The organism is Alphaproteobacteria bacterium (genome assembly GCA_005883305.1).
Taxonomy (GTDB): Bacteria; Pseudomonadota; Alphaproteobacteria; order Sphingomonadales; family Sphingomonadaceae; genus Allosphingosinicella.
Map to the genome: position 1 here is coordinate 228,326 of VBAC01000001.1, position 16,413 is coordinate 244,738.

The window sequence follows — 16,413 nt, forward strand, 5'->3', positions numbered from 1 at the left end:
GGCTAGAAGCGAAGGATGGTCTCCGGCGCCGGCACAGCACTGATCGCGGCTGTCTCCTTCCTTCATCAGGGCGCGCTCGATAGCTGCAGCGTCACGAGGATAAGCCAAGGCCCTTTTCGAATCAGCACCTTCCTCGATCAGGGAGGCGGTCACGCGGTCGCCATAAGGTTCCTGATACCGCGGTCCAGCATCTCGCCGCGATACGAGGGGTCCGCGAACGAGGGGCCGAGCATCAATCTCGAATATGCGGTTCCCTTGAGCCACAATCGTGGGCGTGACCTCCGGTTCATGGGCTTCGAGCGGCTTTTTGCCCGGCCCCGCTTCACGATCCGCTCGATGACGATGCGTTGCGGACGGGATGTGGTGTTGATCGGCGACGTCGCGCGGCAGCCCTTTCCGCTGACCGGCGTGTTCGAGCAGGAATCCCTCCTGCGCACGGACGCCTGCATTGCGGCCCTTCGGCGGTTCGGAACCTACGGCCTGGAGTTTGCGGAAGTCGAAGGAGAGGGGCGCACGGTCCGCATCGCCGGGCGTGCGGCGTTCGCCTCCGCAATGGGGAGGGCCGAGCGGCTCGCGCGGCGGGGGTTGGCGCGGGCCCGATCAGGCCGGTGTTGGTTGGATCCGCCTCCGGCGGTCCCCTTCTGAGGCCCCGTTGCGCGGCTTTTGCCAGCGCCGGACGCATCGGGTAAACGCGCTCCCCATGTCCACCTACACGATCGACACGGCGACCAGCCGCGCCACGCCGACGCCTTCGCCGGGCAAGCGCCTCACGGCGCCGGCGATCCTCGCGCGCAAGGGCAAGGAGCCGATCGTCGCGCTCACCGCCTACACGATGCGCATGGCGCAATTGCTCGATCCGCATTGCGATTTCCTGCTCGTCGGCGATTCCCTCGGCCAGGTGATCTACGGCCTGCCGTCGACCATCCCCGTGAGCCTGGAGATGATGTGCGCTCACGGCGCGGCGGTGGTGCGCGGCTCGTGGCACGCCCTCGTCGCGGTGGACATGCCGTTCGGCTCCTACGAGGAGAGCCCGGCCCAGGCCTTCCGAAGCGCTGCGCGGGTGCTCAAGGAGACCGGCGCTGCGGCGGTGAAGCTCGAGGGCGGGGAGGCGATGGCCGAGACGGTGGCCTTCCTGACCAGGCGCGGAATCCCGGTGATCGGCCATGTCGGGCTGACCCCCCAGGCGGTCAACGCGCTCGGCGGCTACCGCGCCCGGGGAAAGGACGAGGCGGAGGCGGACAAGGTCCTTGCCGACGCGCGCGCCGTGGCCGAGGCCGGCTGCTTCGCGCTGGTGATCGAGGGCGTGATGGAGGAGATCGCCGCGGAGGCGACCAAAGCGGTCCCGTGCCCGACCATCGGTATCGGCGCCTCGGCCGCCTGCGACGGGCAGATCCTGGTCACCGAGGACATGATGGGGATGTTCGAGCGCACGCCCCGCTTCGTGAAGCGCTTCGGCGATCTCGCCTCCGAGATCAGCCAGGCCGCCGCGGCCTATGCCGAGGACGTGAAAGGTCGGGCCTTCCCGACCGAAGAACAGATTTACCGCCGCAAATGATCGGGCGCCCCGTCCACCGGACGGGGCTCAGAGTTCAAACCCAGTCCCCGCAATGGTCGTGATCGCCCGGAGAAGGCCGCCGGCAAGGCGGATGGCGCGGGCCGGGCTGGTTGCCCGGACGAGCCGTCCAACGCAGCCGGCGGCCTTCTCCGGGCGACCCCAAAGGGGCGGGCGGCTTTTGGGCCAGGGCTACGTCGCAGCGTCGGTCACGATGCGTTTAGCATCGCTCCCTCCTCGCTCCTTGCCCTGACCCAAAATCCGCTCCGTCACGGCCGTTGCGGGGACTGGGTTTGAACTCTACGGGTCCCGATCATGCCCCTTCCGTTTGCCCGAACTGCCCGGTAAGGAGCCGTTGGGGCGCGCGCCCGCCGTGCGCCGGGGGCGCCGCGGATGAATTTCGATGGACGGCCCCGCGGCGCGGTCCAGCCACTGTTTGGAGACAAGACTTGGCGCTCAAGCCGAACGACGCTGAAACCTTTCTGAAGGAGGTGGACGACGAGCTCCGCCGCGAGCAGATGGGCAACTTCCTCAAGCGCTACGGCTGGTGGCTCATCGCGGCGTTCGCGCTTCTTCTCGCCGCGCTCGGCGGCTGGATCTGGTGGAAGGAGCACAGCAAGGCGGTCGCCGGCGTCCAGGGCGAGACCCTGACCGCGGCGCTCGACAGCCTCGAGGCCGGCAACCGCAACGCGGCGCTGCCCAAGCTGGCCGAACTCGCGAACAGCGACGTCCCCGGCTACCGGGCGGCGGCCTCGTTCGCCCGCGCCAACAGCGAGACTTCGGCCGGCAACGCGCCCGCGGCGATCGCAACCCTTCGCTCGATCGCGGCCAACCAGGACTTCGACGAAATCTACCGCCAGGCGGCGATCGTGCGGCAGACCCAGCTCGAGTTCGACACGCTTCCTCCGCAGCAGGTGGTCCAGCGCCTGCGCCTGCTGGCGCGGCCGGGAAGCCCCTGGCTCGGCAGCGCGGGCGAGATGCTCGGAGTCGCCTATCTGAAGATGCACCGCGCGGACCTGGCCGGCCCGGTCTTCGCTTCGATCGGCCGGGATGAGAACGTTCCGCCTTCGATTCGCACAAGGGCCGTTCAGATGGCCGGCTCTTTAGGTATCAACGCCGTCGACGAGCCGGCCGCGCCGGCAGCGGCCGCCCAGCCCGTCCCGGTCGCCCCGGCGCAGCCGGCGCCCGCCGCAACCAAGGAATAACGAATGAAGCGTCTCGTTCTCGCCACTGCCGCGGTCAGCCTGCTCGGCGGGTGCAACCTCCTGGGCCGCAACGGTCCCCCCACGACGCCCACGGTCGGCCAGCGAATCCCGGTGCTCGGGACGGACAGGGCGATCGAGGCCGATCCGGCGCTGGCCGACGTCGCCGTCACCGTGCCGCCGCCGATCGTCAATGCCGATTGGCCGCAGCCGGGCGGCAACGCCTCGAAATCGAGCATCCATGTGGCGCTCGCCGATTCGCCGGCCCAGGCCTGGAGCGTGAGCATCGGCCAAGGCGACAGCGCCGCCGGGCGGCTCGCCGCCGAGCCGATGGTCGCCGACGGCCGGGTCTATACGATCGACACGCAGGCCCGTGTGCGCGCCTTCGACGTCAACAACGGCTCGCTGATCTGGGAGCATCAGGTGCGCGGCGAGAACAGCCCGCGCGAGACTCTCTTCGGCGGCGGAGTCAGCTACGACAGCGGCCGCCTCTATGTCACCAACGGCGCTGGCGATGTCGCCGCGCTCGACGCCGCGACCGGCAACCAGATCTGGATGGTAAAGCCGGGCGGCCCGCTTCGCGGCTCGCCGACGATCGGCAACGACAACGTCTACGCGCTGAGCCAGGACAACCAGCTTTTCGCGCTCAACGCGCAAACCGGCGAGAAGCGCTGGCAATCGGCCGGTGCGTTCGAGCTCGCCGGAGTGTTCGGCGCCGCGGCTCCGGCCTTCGCGCAATCGACCCTCGTCGCCGGCTATGCCTCGGGCGAGCTCACCGCCTATCGCTACGAGAACGGACAGGTGGTCTGGCAGGACGCGCTGGCGCGGACCGGCATCTCCACCGTGGTCGGAACCCTGTCGGACATCGACGCCGACCCGGTGATCGACAATGGCCGGGTCTTCGCGATCGGCCAGGGCGGGCGAATGGTCGCGGTCGAGCTGATCACCGGCCAGCGCGTCTGGGAGCTCAACGTCGCCGGAATCTCGACCCCCTGGGTCGCCGGCGAGTGGGTGTTCGTGGTCACCGATCGGGCGCAGCTGCTGGCCGTGTCGCGCGCCTCCGGGCGCATCCGCTGGATCTCGCAGCTCCCCGGTTTCCGCCATCCCGCGGAGGAGCGGACTCCCGACGCGAACGGCAACCGGCGCAGGAACCCGGGCCGCGATCCGATTTTCTGGCGCGGGCCGGTCCTTGCCGGCAACCGCCTGGTCCTGCTCAGCTCCACGGGCCGGATCGTCTATGTCTCGCCCACCGACGGCACCGTCCAGGCGACGGTCGAGACCGGCTCCTCCTTCTCGCTGCCCCCGGTGGTCGCGGGCAACACGCTCTACGTGCTCAACGACGAGGGGCGGTTGACCGCCTACCGCTAAAGCGGCAGGGCGTCCGGCTTCATGGCCAGAACGCCCACAGTCGCCATCGTTGGCCGCCCCAACGTCGGCAAGTCCACGCTTTTCAACCGCCTGGTTGGGAAGCGCCTGGCGCTGGTCGACGACCGGCCCGGAGTGACTCGCGACCGGCGCGAGGGCGAGGCGAGCCTGCTCGGGCTCGAATTCCGCGTGATCGATACCGCGGGCTATGAGGACGAGGACCCGGATACCCTGCCGGGCCGGATGCGCGCGCAGACCACGGCCGCCGTTCGAGAAGCCGACGTCGCCTTGTTCCTGATCGACGCCCGGATGGGCGTCACCCCGCTCGACGAGGAGATCGCCCGCTGGCTTCGCTCGGAGGCGACGCCCGTCATCCTCGCCGCCAACAAGGCCGAGGGCCGATCGGGCGAGACCGGGATCCTCGAGGCCTGGTCGCTCGGCCTCGGCGAGGCGATCGCGCTCAGCGCCGAACATGGCGAGGGGACGGTCGACCTGTTCGAGCACCTGCGGCCGCATATCGAGCGCGAGGACGGGCCCGAGGAGGAGGATCCCGAAGGCGATCCGACGCTCAAGCTGGCGATCGTCGGCCGCCCGAACGCCGGCAAGTCGACCCTGATCAACCGGATCATCTCGCAGGAGCGGCTGATCACCGGCCCGGAGGCGGGGATCACCCGCGACAGCATCTCGATCGACTGGGAATGGCAGGGCCGCCCGGTTCGGCTGATCGACACCGCCGGCATGCGCAAGAAGGCGAAGGTCGAGGACAAGCTCGAGAAGCTCTCCGTGGCCGACGCCCGCCGGGCGATCGATTTCGCCGAGGTGGTCGTGCTTCTGCTCGACGGCACCCGCGGGCTGGAGGTGCAGGACCTCAAGATCGCCGACAACGTGCTTCAGGAAGGCCGGGCGCTGGTGATCGCGATCAACAAGTGGGACGTGGCGGAAAATCCCTCCAGCCTGTTCAACGGCGTAAAGGCGGCGCTGGAAGAGGGGCTGAGCCAGGTTCGCGGGGTGCCGGTGCTGACCGTCTCGGGCAAGACCGGCAAGGGGATCGATCAATTGCTCGGCGCCGCGTTCGAGACCCGCGAGGCCTGGTCGCAGCGAGTCTCGACCGGCCAGCTCAACCGCTGGTTCGAGGAGGCCGTGGAGAAAAACCCGCCACCCGCGCCCGGCGGCAAGCGGATCAAGCTTCGCTACATCACCCAGGTCAACACCCGCCCGCCGAGCTTCGTGCTGTTCGGCACCCGAGTCGATCAACTGCCCGATTCCTACCTGCGCTATCTGGTCAACGGCATCCGCCGCGAGCTCGGCTTCGGCGCGGTCCCCGTGCGGCTTCACGCCCGCGCCTCGCGCAACCCGTTCGGAGAGCGGGGAAAAGACTGATCCGGCCGATTGCGGGGAATCGTCGGCGCAGCGTCAACGACCTGTTTACCGGCGGGGCCTAGATTCGCCTTTGCTGGGACAAAGGGGATTTTTGGCTTGGACGCCGCCGTCGAATATGTGGACTGGAGTGAATTCCAGCGCATGCGCACCGAACTCGGGGCGAATTTCGTGCGCATCCTCGGCTATTTCCGCGAGGACGGCGAGAAATCCGTCGCTCGTATCGAGGAGGCGACCCACCGCGAGGACGCCGCCGCGCTCGTCCTTCCCGCCCATACGATGAAGGCCGAGGCGCGCCAGTTCGGCGCCGAGCCACTCGCTTTGCTGGCGGAAAAGATCGAGCAGGCCGGCCGCCGGGCGCTCGAATCGCGCTTCTTCCCCGACGACATCATCCCCGAGGTCGCCCGCCTGCGCCCGCTCTACGAGCAGACGATGACGCTGCTGGAGGAGGAGACCAACCCGCTGTGCCAGCGCCGCGCCTTCGGCAAGAAGCCGAGCAACCAGGAATTCGGGCGGCTCTAGGCTGGATCGATTCAGCTTCTTGAAGACTCCCTCTCCCATGGGGAGAGGGTTGGGGTGAGGGGTTCGGGCCTGGTCGGATTACCCTCGAACTCCGTAAACCCCCACCCTACCCTCCCCCTCAGGGGGAGGGATTAGGAAGCTGGATGTCGATCCATTCGAGCCGGGCGCCGCAATTCACGCGGAAGGCGGAACCTCATTGCCAACGATGAGAAAGAACCAATTAAACGGGGACTGTCCCTATCTCCGCATCCGCTGGAGTTCCCACCGTGCCAGGCTTCGCCAGAGCCATTCGAACGGGCCGTAGCGGAAGCGGTCGAGCCAAGGCTTCGACCAAAGCAGCATCAGCGCCCACATGAGGACCACCGGGATCCACAGCTCGATTCGACTCAGGCGGCCGTAGAGGCCGAAGCCGTAGCCGTAGAAGACCGTGGTCATCACCAGGGACGTTCCAAGATAGTTGCTGAAGGCGGCGCGCCCCGCCGCGGCGATCCGCTCGACCAGCGCACCGCCGCGCCGCGTCAGCACGATGACCAGAGCGGCGGTCGCGACGATCATCAGCGGCCTCAGCGGCACCGTGCCGGCGATGGCATAGGTAATGAGGCCTACGACGCCGAAGCCTCCGCGCAGCTGCAGCCAGGCGAGCAAGGCGTAAGCGGGGATGCCGATGCCGAACCCGATCAGCATCACCCGGCGGTAGCGCGCGTTGCTCCATGCGCCGGTGAGGAAGCCGGAGCGCAAAGCCGCCATGCCGAGCAGCATGTAGCCGAGCGTTTCCCAGCTCAAGATGGCGAAGCTCCAGATTGGGCTGCCCCATTTCTCGGTCAGCATGTAAGCGACCATGGCCGAATGGCCGCCGCGATGGCGCGCCAGAATCTCCGCCAGCTCCGCGGGCGCATAAGGGGCGAGCCCGTGCTGCGCCTCGGCCCAGGCGCGCACCGCTTCGGCATTGGCGCCCGGCGCTGCGGCCGCCGCGGCCATGGCGTGGAGACCGCCGGCGAATCCGGCGAAGATCAGGGTCTGGGCGATCAGCAGCCCGACGCCCCACCAGACCAGCTTGCGGGTCGAGGCGCCGCGGAAGAGATAGGCGATCATCCCCACCGGGGCGTAGAGCGACAATATGTCGCCCCACCAGATCAGGTAGAAATGAACGAGGCCGAAGACGAGCAGCCAGGCCATCCGGCTGTAATGCACGGCCGCGGGGCTTCGCCCGCTCGCCTCGGCGCGGTCGATCACCAGCAGCATCGAGGCTCCGAACAGGAAGGAGAAGAGCCCCCGCATCCGCCCGTCGATGAAGATGAAGCTGAACACCCACGATCCGAGATCGGCGGCGCTCTCCATGCCGTAGGCCATGGGATTGACATAGGCCGCCTCGGGCATTGCGAAGGCGACGATGTTCATCGCCAATATGCCCATCACGGCGATTCCGCGGACGATGTCCAAGGTGGCGATGCGCGGCGCGGGCGGCTCGTCGACGGCCCGCTCGATCGGAGTCGCGGCGACGGTGAATTCGTTCATCCCAGCTCCCCTCCCGTTGAACCCGCGAATATCCGATCCGGGCGCTGCTGGCGAGGCAGCCAAAGTTGAGGAAGTTGAGGATATCCAGGGCAGAGATCAGTCACCTTCGCGCCGCACGCCATGCTCCCCGGCTGCTGGTCCGCTTGCCGTTCGCTAGCCATGGTCGCGCAGCCTGAGGGCGTCCCGATATGCGGCGGGAAGCTTCCACTCGTCGTCCTTCGGGCCGTCGGGGCCCTCCCAGGCCTCCCAATAGCGTTCGTAGAAGCCGGCCTTCTCGGCGCGGTAGCGCTGGTCCGCGGTCCATTGATGGTCCTCGTCGAAATGGAGATCCGATATGTCGATGTCGGCGGGATCGATGCCCTCGTAGCGGCGGCGCAGAGCCTCCTGCTCGCGCTCCGCGGGCGGTGCGTCGCTGGGCCGCCGCTCATCGATGAACCCTTCCGCGTCTCCTCCTTCCTCGATGCAGTCGAGCAGCTCCTCGAATTCCTCGGCGAGACTCGTCACCAGCCGCTCGTCCTCTTGGGAACCTTCGGCCTTGCGGTCGAGCCGGGTGAGCATGGCCATGGCGAGCCGGTTGTCGTGGCGGTGGCGGGTGCCGACGATCTCCCCGTCCCGGTCGCGGAAGGTCTCGGTCTGGCCCTCGAGCGAGCGGTCGTGGAGGCGGTCGGCGAGCGGCCGGCGGGCGCGGCGCGACGCAGCTTCCCAGGCGAGATTGAAGGCCCGGCCCGCGCGGCGGTTGCGGAAATTGTAGACGGCCGTAACGCTGATTCCGGCGCGCCCAGCGGCCGCGGCGACGGTCAGCCCCTCGGCGACGCCCTCGAGAAAGACGACCTGCCGAGCGCCGTCGAAGCCGTCGACCCGCGTCCGGCGAACGCGCGGCGAGGAGCCGTCATCCGGCGGGGCCTGCGCGGCCAAAGCGGCGTGATAGCCGCGCCAATAGGCCTCGGTGTCGGAGGCGTGAACGGGGACAAGGGCCGCCGCTTCGGACGAGTCGTTCGGCGCGCGAATCGGGTTCTCTTCCATTTGGCATTATGAACCACAAAGGCACGTCTGTAGGAAAGAGGAAAATGCAAGCGGGCGAAATAAGCGCGTTAGACGATTGAATTCACGGGAAATTGTTGGCGTCTTCAGGAGCGCCCGCGATACTCGGTTCGTCGCGGAAGGATCGGTCGGGCGGCAGCGAATCGGCGGCGGGAACCGGTGCCTCGCCGCCGAATCATGGCGAGCGCAGGGCCAAGCCGGTGAAGCACAATCCGGTGGAAAGGCCGGATCGAGCGCGCTAGCGTCGCCCTCGTCGGCATCCTGTCGACCAAGGGGGAACACTATGAAAAGACTGATTCTTGCCTGCGCCATAATTGCGTCCGGACCGGCACTCGGTGGCTGCGCCACCATTGTCCACGGGGTCAACCAGGATGTGGCGTTCAGGTCGGACCCGGCCGGCGCGACCATCCGGTTGGCGCAGGGCGGAACCTGCGTCACGCCGTGCGAAATCGAGATGCGGCGCGGGCGCGACTCCATGGTCACCTACACGATGGAGGGATTCGAGCCGGCGAGCGTCTATGTCCAGAGCAAGCTCAACGGGGCCATTGCCGGGAACGTCATAGCCGGCGGCCTGATCGGCGGAATCGTGGACGGCGCCAACGGAGCGTCCAACAGCCTCCATCCAAATCCGGTCTACGTTCGCCTCGCGCCGGCCGGTTCGGGCCGCGAGGCCGAATTGCTGGGTGAGGACGGCCAGGTGATCAGCACCGTCAGAGTGTACAATGCCTCGGTGGAGGCCGACGTGCTTCAGGGCCTGCGCGAGCAGGGCCTGGCGGCAGCAGCGGGTGCGCCACCGTCGCGCTGAGCCGTCAACCGGCGATGCAGAAGGGGAGGGCGGTCCCGCGGGGCCGCCCTTTCCGATATTCGATATTCCTGTCACCGCTATTCCACCGATATTCCCCTCCCTCATTCCCGCGCGAGCGGGAAGCCACCCTTCCTTCTTCGCGCCTTCGCGTCTTCGCGTGAGAAAAAGGGAACGGGTTCACGCCCTTCGACTGCCTTGCAGGCGCTCAGGATAAACTTGGCCTTCGGCCAAGGCGCGAAGACGCGAAGGAAGAGGATGGAAGATGAATTCCCGCTTGCGCGGGAAAGACGCGAAGGAAGAAATGGAAGGAAGCTGGATTCCCGCTGTCGCGGGAATGACGGTGCTTCGGAGGAATCGGGAACGACTCGCGCGCCGGCCCTTGGGTGGGATCGGCCGGGGATTCCGGTCCTCCACTGCCCTCCCCGGCGGACCGGGGAGGGCCGAGAGAGTTACGCGCTCTGCAGGTTGACGGCGCTGGTCTTGCCGCGCTGGTCCTGCTGCAGCTCGTAGGAGACGCGCTGATCCTGGTTGAGGGTGCTCATGCCGGCCTTCTCGACCGCGCTGATGTGAACGAAGGCGTCGTTGCCGCCGTCCTCGGGAGCGATGAAGCCGTAGCCTTTGCTGGCGTTGAAAAATTTCACTTTGCCGATGGGCATAGATTCTTCCTTTCTGGCGGGCGGGCCGGAATTGGCGCGCCCTTTCGCTGGGGAAGCCGAGAGAAGGAAGTAGGAGCCGCAAAGCGCCGAAGACCGTCTGTTGCGACCGAAGCGCGGCGCTCTTAGCACGGAATGGGGGGAGAGCCTAATCGGGGGCGCGCGCGGCTGGGAACGGCTTGCGCGGCGCGCGCTCAAAGCGGCTCGCTGCGCGCGCACCCACCCCTCGGTCCCCTCCCTGAAGGCAGGGAGGGGAAAGGGCCGGCGGCGGTGGTGTCGCTCAAGTCGGAAAACCCTCTCCCGTGGGGAGAGGGTAGGGTGAGGGGGGTACGGAGTCAGAGATTTTCCTCGAACGCTCGAGCCCCTCACCCCAACCCTCTCCCCACGGGAGAGGGAGCCCGGGACCGCGAGGATCGAGCCGTCAACCCTCCGCCGGCTTGCTCTGGAGCTGGATATAGTTCTGAAGCCCCATCCGCCCGATCATCTCGAACTGGGTTTCGAGGAAATCGACATGGCCTTCCTCGCTTTCGAGGATCGAGGCGAAGAGGTCGCGGCTGACGAAGTCGCGGGCCTGCTCGCAATGGGCGATCGCGCCCTTGAGCTGCTCGACCGCCTCAAGCTCGAGCTCGAGGTCGGCCTTCAATATCTCCTCGACGGTCTCGCCGACGCGAAGGCGGCCGAGCATCTGGAGGTTGGGAAGGCCTTCGAGGAACAGGATCCGCTCCGCGAGGCGGTCGGCGTGCTTCATCTCGTCGATCGATTCGTGGCGCTCATATTCGGCCAGGCGGGCGACGCCCCAATTGTCGAGCATCCGGTAATGGAGCCAATATTGGTTGATCGCGGTGAGCTCGTTCTTCAGCGTCTCGTTGAGCAGCTGGAGTGTCCTGTCGTCGCCCTTCATCGCCGCCTCCTGTTCGCAGGGGCTTATAGCGCGGGCGTCGGCGAAAGCATCGAGAAAAAATGGCGGAAAACCGCGAAAAATTAGACTGAACTTGCGAGGCGGTCGCAGGCGCGGGAGCGCAATTGCGAGGCGTTCGCGCGCCATTGCGTCATTCCCGCGAAAGCGGGAATCCCGCTTTCTCTTCTTCGCGTCCTTCGCGGCTTCGCGTGACCCCTATTTCGTTTTTCTCACGCGAAGACGCGAAGACGCGAAGGAAGGTTTTTGAAGGAAGCTGGATTCCCGCTTTCGCGGGAATGACGAGAGGGACGGAACGGGCCTCACGCCCGCGCGGTTTCGGCGGCGATGATCTCTCGGGCGAAGGTGAAGCACTGGCCGCAGCGGGGCTTGCAGCCGCGCGCGCGATAGGCGCTGGTCGGGCAGGAGGCGCCGGCCCGGGCGGCGGCGCGGACCTCGTTCTCGCGAATCGCATTACAGACGCAAACGATCATGGAAATCGGATGTATCGATAATGCGACTTGTTCGCAATAGCGTTTTGCCGGCGCGGAGGAGGAGTCATCCCGGCGAAGGCCGGGACCCATGAACCGAAGCTTCGACGGAATGGCGGAGACGCCAACGCGTATCGTTCCTTGAGCCGTGTTCATGGGTCCCGGCCTTCGCCGGGACGACTCCTGCCTTCTACCCTCAGGATGCGCGCAATTCCTTGCGGATCACCAGCTTCAGCCCGGACCATGTCTCGTCGACCGCGCAGACCTTGACGTCGACCAGGCCGGTGGGGAGCGCGATGTCGCGGATCACGTCCTCGGTGATGTCGGTCGGCACGCGCGCGGCCTTTTTCGGCCAGGAGACCCAGATGAAGCCGGCCGGGGCGAGCGCCGGGCGGAGGCGGGCGATATGGGCTTCGAGGTCGGCGCGGCGGGTGACGAAGATGTGGGCGGCGTCGAGAGGAGCCTCGGGCCGGGCGAGCTCCTGCATGTCGAGGTCCGCGGCTCCAATCTCCGCGCGGACGCTGGCCGGCATCTCGTCCCACCAGACGCGCAGGCCGTCCTTCAGCGAGAGCTTCCTCGCCAGCGGCGTGGCTGAGTAACCGGCGGTCATCGGGCTCCCTTACGAGTTAGGCGAAAGCGCTCCGGCGGCGGAAATGGCGGGCGGCGATCCAGGCGACGGGGATGCCGACCAGGACGATGTGGCAGAAGAGCTGCGTGCCCACCGAGCGCGGACTGGGCGGGAAGGCCTCGGGCCAGCGCATCGGCACGACGATCAGGTTCATCACCGCATAGGTGGCGAGGCCGTAGAGGAGGCCCCAGAGCAGCGGCCTTCGCCACAGCTTTGGCCGGCGCGACGCGGCGAGCACGAACGCGGCCGCCATCGCCAGCATCAGCGCGAAATGGGTGGCGAGGCCGAGCGCCGCGCCGCCCGGTCCCCATCCGGTCGCGGCGGGGAAGGGGCCGGAGGCGACGTAGCGCAGCATGTCGCCGACGCCGCGGCGGCCGTAATAGACGGTCAGCCCGATCGCGGCGACGATGTCGAGCGTTCCGGCGACGAGCGTGGCGAGGAGGATGGGACGCAGCAATCTGGGCATGGCACTTCACTCCCGAAGCCGCCCGAGCCCGGGGCTACAGCGCTTCGAGGCTATCACCCATAAGCGAAGGGAAAAAGCCCTCATGCGCGGCGCGGAGATCGGCGAGCGGGATCGTCGCGGTGCCGATGCCAAGCGCGCTTCCGCCGACCGAGCCCAGGAAGCGGTGCGGCACGGACCCCGCGGCGAGCGCGCGGAGCAGGGGGTCCGAATTGCCGGTGGTGACTATGTAGCGTCCCTGGTCTTCCCCGAAGAGGGTGGCCGGCGTGAGGGGCACGCGATCGTCGAGCAGCGCGCCGCGGCCTCCGGCCAGCGCCATTTCGGCCAAAGCGACGAGCAGCCCGCCGTCGGAAATGTCGTGGACCGCCGTGACCAGACCGGCGGCGATCGCCTCGCGCATCGCTTCGCCATGGCGGCGCTCGGCGGCGAGGTCGACCGGCGGCGGCGGGCCGTCTTCCCGGCCGGCGACCTCGCGGAGCCAGAGCGACTGGCCGAGATGCCCGGGCCAGTCGCCGATCAGCCAGATGTCGTCGCCGTCCGCCTTGAAGGCGATGGTTGCGCTCGCCTTCCAATCGGCAAGCAGCCCGACGCCGCCGATCGCCGGCGTGGGGAGGATGGCGCTGCCGCCGCCTGTGGCCTTGCTCTCGTTGTAGAGGCTCACATTGCCGGAGACGATCGGGAAGTCGAGCGCCCGGCAGGCTTCGCTCATGCCTTCGAGGCAGCCCACGATCTGGGCCATGATTTCGGGCCGCTGGGGATTGGCGAAGTTGAGGCAGTTGGTGACCGCCAGCGGAGTGGCGCCGACCGCGCAGAGGTTGCGCCAAGCCTCGGCGATCGCTTGGCGTCCGCCTTCATACGGGTCCGCATAGCAATAGCGGGGGGTGCAATCGGTGGTGACGGCCAGCGCCTTGTTAGTGCCGTGGACTCGAACCACAGCCGCGTCGCCGCCTGGCGCCTGGACCGTGTCGCCGCCGACCTTCTGGTCGTATTGCTCCCAGATCCAGCGGCGGCTGGCGATGTCGGGGGAGGCCATCAGCTTGAGGAGGTCGGCGGCGATGTCGGTGCTTTCGGGCAGATCGCCGAGCGGCTTCACGGCCGCCCATGCCCTGTATGCCTCCGGGCTGGCGTAGGGGCGGTCGTAGAGCGGCGCCTCGTCGGCGAGCGGGGCGAGGGGGATGTCGGCGGCCACCTCGCCGTTCCACTTGAGCACCATGTGGCCGGTATCGGTGACGGTGCCGATCACCGCGAAGTCCAGCTCCCACTTGCGGAAGATGGCTTCAGCCTCGGCCTCGCGGCCGGGCTTCAGGACCATCAGCATCCGCTCCTGGCTCTCCGAGAGCATCATCTCGTAGGGCGTCATCCCCTCCTCGCGGACGGGGACCGCGTTCATGTCGAGCTCGATTCCGACCCCGCCCTTCGACGCCATCTCGACGGAGGAGGAGGTGAGGCCGGCCGCGCCCATGTCTTGGATGGCGACGATCGCGTCGGAGGCCATCAGCTCGAGGCAGGCCTCGATCAGGAGCTTCTCGGTGAACGGATCGCCGACCTGGACGGTGGGGCGCTTCTCCTCGCTGTCCTCGGAGAAATCCGCGCTGGCCATGGTCGCGCCGTGGATCCCGTCGCGGCCGGTCTTGGAGCCGACATAGACGATCGGATTGCCGACGACCGAGGCGGCCGAATAGAAGATCCTGTCCTGCTCGGCGACTCCGACGGTCATCGCGTTGACCAGGATGTTGCCGTCATAAGCGGGGTGAAAGTTCACCTCGCCGCCGACCGTGGGGACTCCGACGCAGTTGCCGTAGCCGCCGATCCCGGCGACGACTCCGGCGATCAGGTGGCGCATCTTGGGATGGTCCGGCCGGCCGAAGCGAAGCGCGTTCAGATTGGCGATCGGCCGGGCGCCCATGGTGAAGACGTCGCGCAATATGCCGCCGACCCCGGTCGCCGCGCCCTGATAGGGCTCGATATACGACGGGTGGTTGTGGCTCTCCATCTTGAAGATGGCGGCCTGATTGTCGCCGATGTCGATGACTCCGGCATTCTCGCCCGGGCCGCAGATCACCCACGGCGCCTCGGTCGGCAGCTTCTTAAGGTGGATCCGGGAGGATTTGTAGGAGCAATGCTCCGACCACATGACCGAGAAGATGCCGAGCTCGGTGAGGTTCGGCTCCCGCCCCAGCGCGTGGAGGACCCGCTCATATTCCTCGCGGGAGAGGCCGTGCTCGGCGACGATTTGCGGCGTGATCGGGGATTCGGCCATGCCGGGCGCATAGCGAGCGCGGATGCATGCAGCTACCCCCTCCCACCGGAGCGGGAGGGGGCACTCTGCGGCGTGCCTTAGCCGGGCATGATCTGGCCGCGGATCGCTCCGTTGGGGAATTCCTCGGTGCGGACCTCGACGTAGAAGGCGGAAGGGTTGCTCTCGATCTCCTGAGCGAGCGAATCGCCGATCGCCTTGCAGTCCCAGCTGTCATTGTCGTCGGGCCGCTCGATCCTCGAAACCGGCTCGCCTTGCCCGCCGGCGCCGCCGCGGTAGATCTGGACCGAGGTGACCGAGCCGATGCTGCGCACCTCCAGATCGGTGCAGAGCTGGTGGCGCTCGTGGTGGATGGCGATCTTGGCGCGCCCCCAGCCGTCGGTATCGGCGGCGCCCGGCACGTTGTCGCCGTTGAGCACGGCGTGGAAGTCGGTGGCGGCGAGCGCAGGCGCCGCGGCGCCGGCGATCATCGCCGCGCCCCCCAGGGCCGCCAGCACCAGGCGGCTCGAACGGGTCCTGAACATCTCGAAATCTCCTCTTTTCATGACACAAGCCGTCGCACCCCGCGGGCGCGGGCGGCTCGGAAAGAGAAGGCGGGGGAAGGAGGCGCGGTTCCACTCGTTACGGGAGAGGCGCGACGAGGCGAGGGGCTTTTCCGCACGACGCCCAACGAAAAAGGCCGGCCCAGACATGTCCGAACCGGCCTGGAACGAGGAAAGCGGGGACGATCAGGTGTGGCAGGACTTGCCGTTGATCGTGACGTTGGTGCCGCTGCCGCTGACGGTGACGCCTTCGCCCGTATAGGGGCCGGCGCCGTTCGCCTGGGTCAGGCTGGTCGTCGCGCCGTTCTGGGTGCGCCGGTAGACGGCCGTGTTGTTGTTGTAGAAATCGACATAGGCCAGGCTGTTGTCGCTGCACCGGTAGGTGCGGCTGTCGGTCACCGCCGGCGGCAGCTGCACCGGAGCCGCGTTGGCGAGCGCCTCGGCCTGGGGATCGTAGGTGTTGACGACTTCGGGCGCGCTTGGGCCGCACGCCGAAAGGGTGAAGAGCGCCGCGCTGGCCGCAGCGGCGAGGAGGGGGGTCTTGGACATGGCCTGATCCTTCGCGGTCGCAGCATAAATCGTCAAGATCGAAATTGTCGCGGGGGCCTTCCGGCGGGCGCCGTTCGACGAGACGCCCGCGGGGTTCGACAAACCGCTCGGGCCTTATTAGGCTGGCGGCGAGGGAGAGGGTTTCGCATGCAGCGGGTTCGGGTCGGACTGACCGGTCTAGCCTTTGTTTTTCTTGCGGTGTTGCTGGCGGCGATCTTCACCAGGCGCCCCGCCGGCGAGCCCCCGATCACAGCGAACACGATCGAGCAGCAAAAAGCGGGACACGCCCCCGCCGCGGCCACCCCGGCGCCGGCCGAGCAGCCGTCGGAGCCGCTCGCCGAGCTGGGGGTCGCGCCCGGGACGGCCGACTCGAACGGAGCGGGCGCGCAAGCCCCCGCTCCGCCGGCGCAATCGCGCTGAATCGAGAACTCACGGACTTATCCACAGAACTAAAGAAGAACAACGACTTGGCTTCGCGCCTTTCTTTCGCGCTTCGGCGCCGCCTTTTCCCCTCTGGTGGTATGAAATCCCGCAAAAAGGCATAAAATCCCCTTCC

The 16,413-nt window shown here is 67.6% G+C and carries 18 protein-coding genes; 8 read left to right on the forward strand and 10 right to left on the reverse strand.

Going from position 1 to position 16,413, the window contains the following annotated elements; all coding sequences use genetic code 11:
• Positions 1–15 precede the first annotated feature (15 nt).
• The 6 genes from E6G92_01080 to E6G92_01105 all read left to right on the forward strand — a co-directional run bounded on the left by E6G92_01080 (position 16) and on the right by E6G92_01105 (position 6,018).
• Entirely contained in the window at positions 16–645 is a 630-nt protein-coding gene (locus E6G92_01080) for a hypothetical protein (GenBank protein TMJ18474.1), read from the forward strand.
• Between the two features lie 55 nt (positions 646–700).
• Positions 701–1,555: a 3-methyl-2-oxobutanoate hydroxymethyltransferase gene (gene panB, locus E6G92_01085; protein ID TMJ18475.1), complete on the forward strand. Its 855-nt coding sequence runs from the start codon at positions 701–703 to the stop codon at positions 1,553–1,555.
• Between the two features lie 488 nt (positions 1,556–2,043).
• On the forward strand, positions 2,044–2,757 hold the full coding sequence (locus E6G92_01090; protein ID TMJ18476.1) for a tetratricopeptide repeat protein: 714 nt from the start codon (positions 2,044–2,046) through the stop codon (positions 2,755–2,757).
• A 3-nt stretch (positions 2,758–2,760) separates the two neighbouring features.
• A complete protein-coding gene (locus tag E6G92_01095; GenBank protein ID TMJ18477.1) occupies positions 2,761–4,122 on the forward strand; it encodes a pyrrolo-quinoline quinone in 1,362 nt (453 codons plus the stop codon).
• A gap of 21 nt (positions 4,123–4,143) precedes the next feature.
• A complete protein-coding gene (locus E6G92_01100; protein TMJ18478.1) occupies positions 4,144–5,499 on the forward strand; it encodes a ribosome biogenesis GTPase Der in 1,356 nt (451 codons plus the stop codon).
• Positions 5,500–5,640: 141 nt separating this feature from the next.
• Positions 5,641–6,018, forward strand: coding sequence for an Hpt domain-containing protein (locus E6G92_01105; GenBank protein TMJ20645.1), 378 nt, complete (start codon positions 5,641–5,643; stop codon positions 6,016–6,018).
• Between the two features lie 237 nt (positions 6,019–6,255).
• On the opposite strand, the gene E6G92_01110 is transcribed toward E6G92_01105, so the two are convergent.
• Both E6G92_01110 and E6G92_01115 read right to left on the reverse strand, forming a co-directional pair.
• Positions 6,256–7,533 carry a DUF418 domain-containing protein gene (locus E6G92_01110; protein TMJ18479.1) on the reverse strand — a complete coding sequence of 426 codons (1,278 nt, stop codon included), beginning with the start codon at positions 7,531–7,533 and terminating at the stop codon, positions 6,256–6,258.
• A 153-nt stretch (positions 7,534–7,686) separates the two neighbouring features.
• Positions 7,687–8,556 carry a hypothetical protein gene (locus E6G92_01115; GenBank protein ID TMJ18480.1) on the reverse strand — a complete coding sequence of 290 codons (870 nt, stop codon included), beginning with the start codon at positions 8,554–8,556 and terminating at the stop codon, positions 7,687–7,689.
• 301 nt (positions 8,557–8,857) lie between these two features.
• Here E6G92_01115 and E6G92_01120 point away from each other — a divergent pair, with 301 nt between their 5' ends.
• Positions 8,858–9,379 carry a hypothetical protein gene (locus E6G92_01120; protein ID TMJ18481.1) on the forward strand — a complete coding sequence of 174 codons (522 nt, stop codon included), beginning with the start codon at positions 8,858–8,860 and terminating at the stop codon, positions 9,377–9,379.
• A 449-nt stretch (positions 9,380–9,828) separates the two neighbouring features.
• Here E6G92_01120 and E6G92_01125 read toward each other — a convergent pair whose 3' ends face one another.
• The 8 genes from E6G92_01125 to E6G92_01160 form a co-directional block, all read right to left on the reverse strand.
• Entirely contained in the window at positions 9,829–10,035 is a 207-nt protein-coding gene (locus tag E6G92_01125) for a cold-shock protein (protein ID TMJ18482.1), read from the reverse strand.
• A 418-nt stretch (positions 10,036–10,453) separates the two neighbouring features.
• Positions 10,454–10,933, reverse strand: coding sequence for a bacterioferritin (bfr, locus tag E6G92_01130; GenBank protein ID TMJ18483.1), 480 nt, complete (start codon positions 10,931–10,933; stop codon positions 10,454–10,456).
• A gap of 317 nt (positions 10,934–11,250) precedes the next feature.
• Positions 11,251–11,421 carry a (2Fe-2S)-binding protein gene (locus E6G92_01135; GenBank protein TMJ18484.1) on the reverse strand — a complete coding sequence of 57 codons (171 nt, stop codon included), beginning with the start codon at positions 11,419–11,421 and terminating at the stop codon, positions 11,251–11,253.
• Positions 11,422–11,614: 193 nt separating this feature from the next.
• Positions 11,615–12,028: a DUF3052 family protein gene (locus E6G92_01140; protein ID TMJ18485.1), complete on the reverse strand. Its 414-nt coding sequence runs from the start codon at positions 12,026–12,028 to the stop codon at positions 11,615–11,617.
• A 16-nt stretch (positions 12,029–12,044) separates the two neighbouring features.
• The gene (locus tag E6G92_01145; GenBank protein TMJ18486.1) at positions 12,045–12,512 is read right to left on the reverse strand and encodes a hypothetical protein; all 468 of its coding nucleotides are present in this window, start codon (positions 12,510–12,512) and stop codon (positions 12,045–12,047) included.
• Positions 12,513–12,546: 34 nt separating this feature from the next.
• A complete protein-coding gene (purL, locus tag E6G92_01150) occupies positions 12,547–14,769 on the reverse strand; it encodes a phosphoribosylformylglycinamidine synthase subunit PurL (GenBank protein TMJ18487.1) in 2,223 nt (740 codons plus the stop codon).
• Between the two features lie 77 nt (positions 14,770–14,846).
• Positions 14,847–15,458, reverse strand: a complete 612-nt coding sequence (locus tag E6G92_01155) for a CHRD domain-containing protein (GenBank protein TMJ18488.1) — start codon at positions 15,456–15,458, stop codon at positions 14,847–14,849.
• A 36-nt stretch (positions 15,459–15,494) separates the two neighbouring features.
• Positions 15,495–15,857, reverse strand: coding sequence for a hypothetical protein (locus E6G92_01160; GenBank protein TMJ18489.1), 363 nt, complete (start codon positions 15,855–15,857; stop codon positions 15,495–15,497).
• 147 nt (positions 15,858–16,004) lie between these two features.
• On the opposite strand from E6G92_01160, the gene E6G92_01165 reads away from it, so the two are divergent.
• Complete coding sequence (locus E6G92_01165) at positions 16,005–16,277, forward strand: hypothetical protein (GenBank protein TMJ18490.1); 273 nt, start codon at positions 16,005–16,007, stop codon at positions 16,275–16,277.
• Positions 16,278–16,413 lie beyond the last annotated feature (136 nt).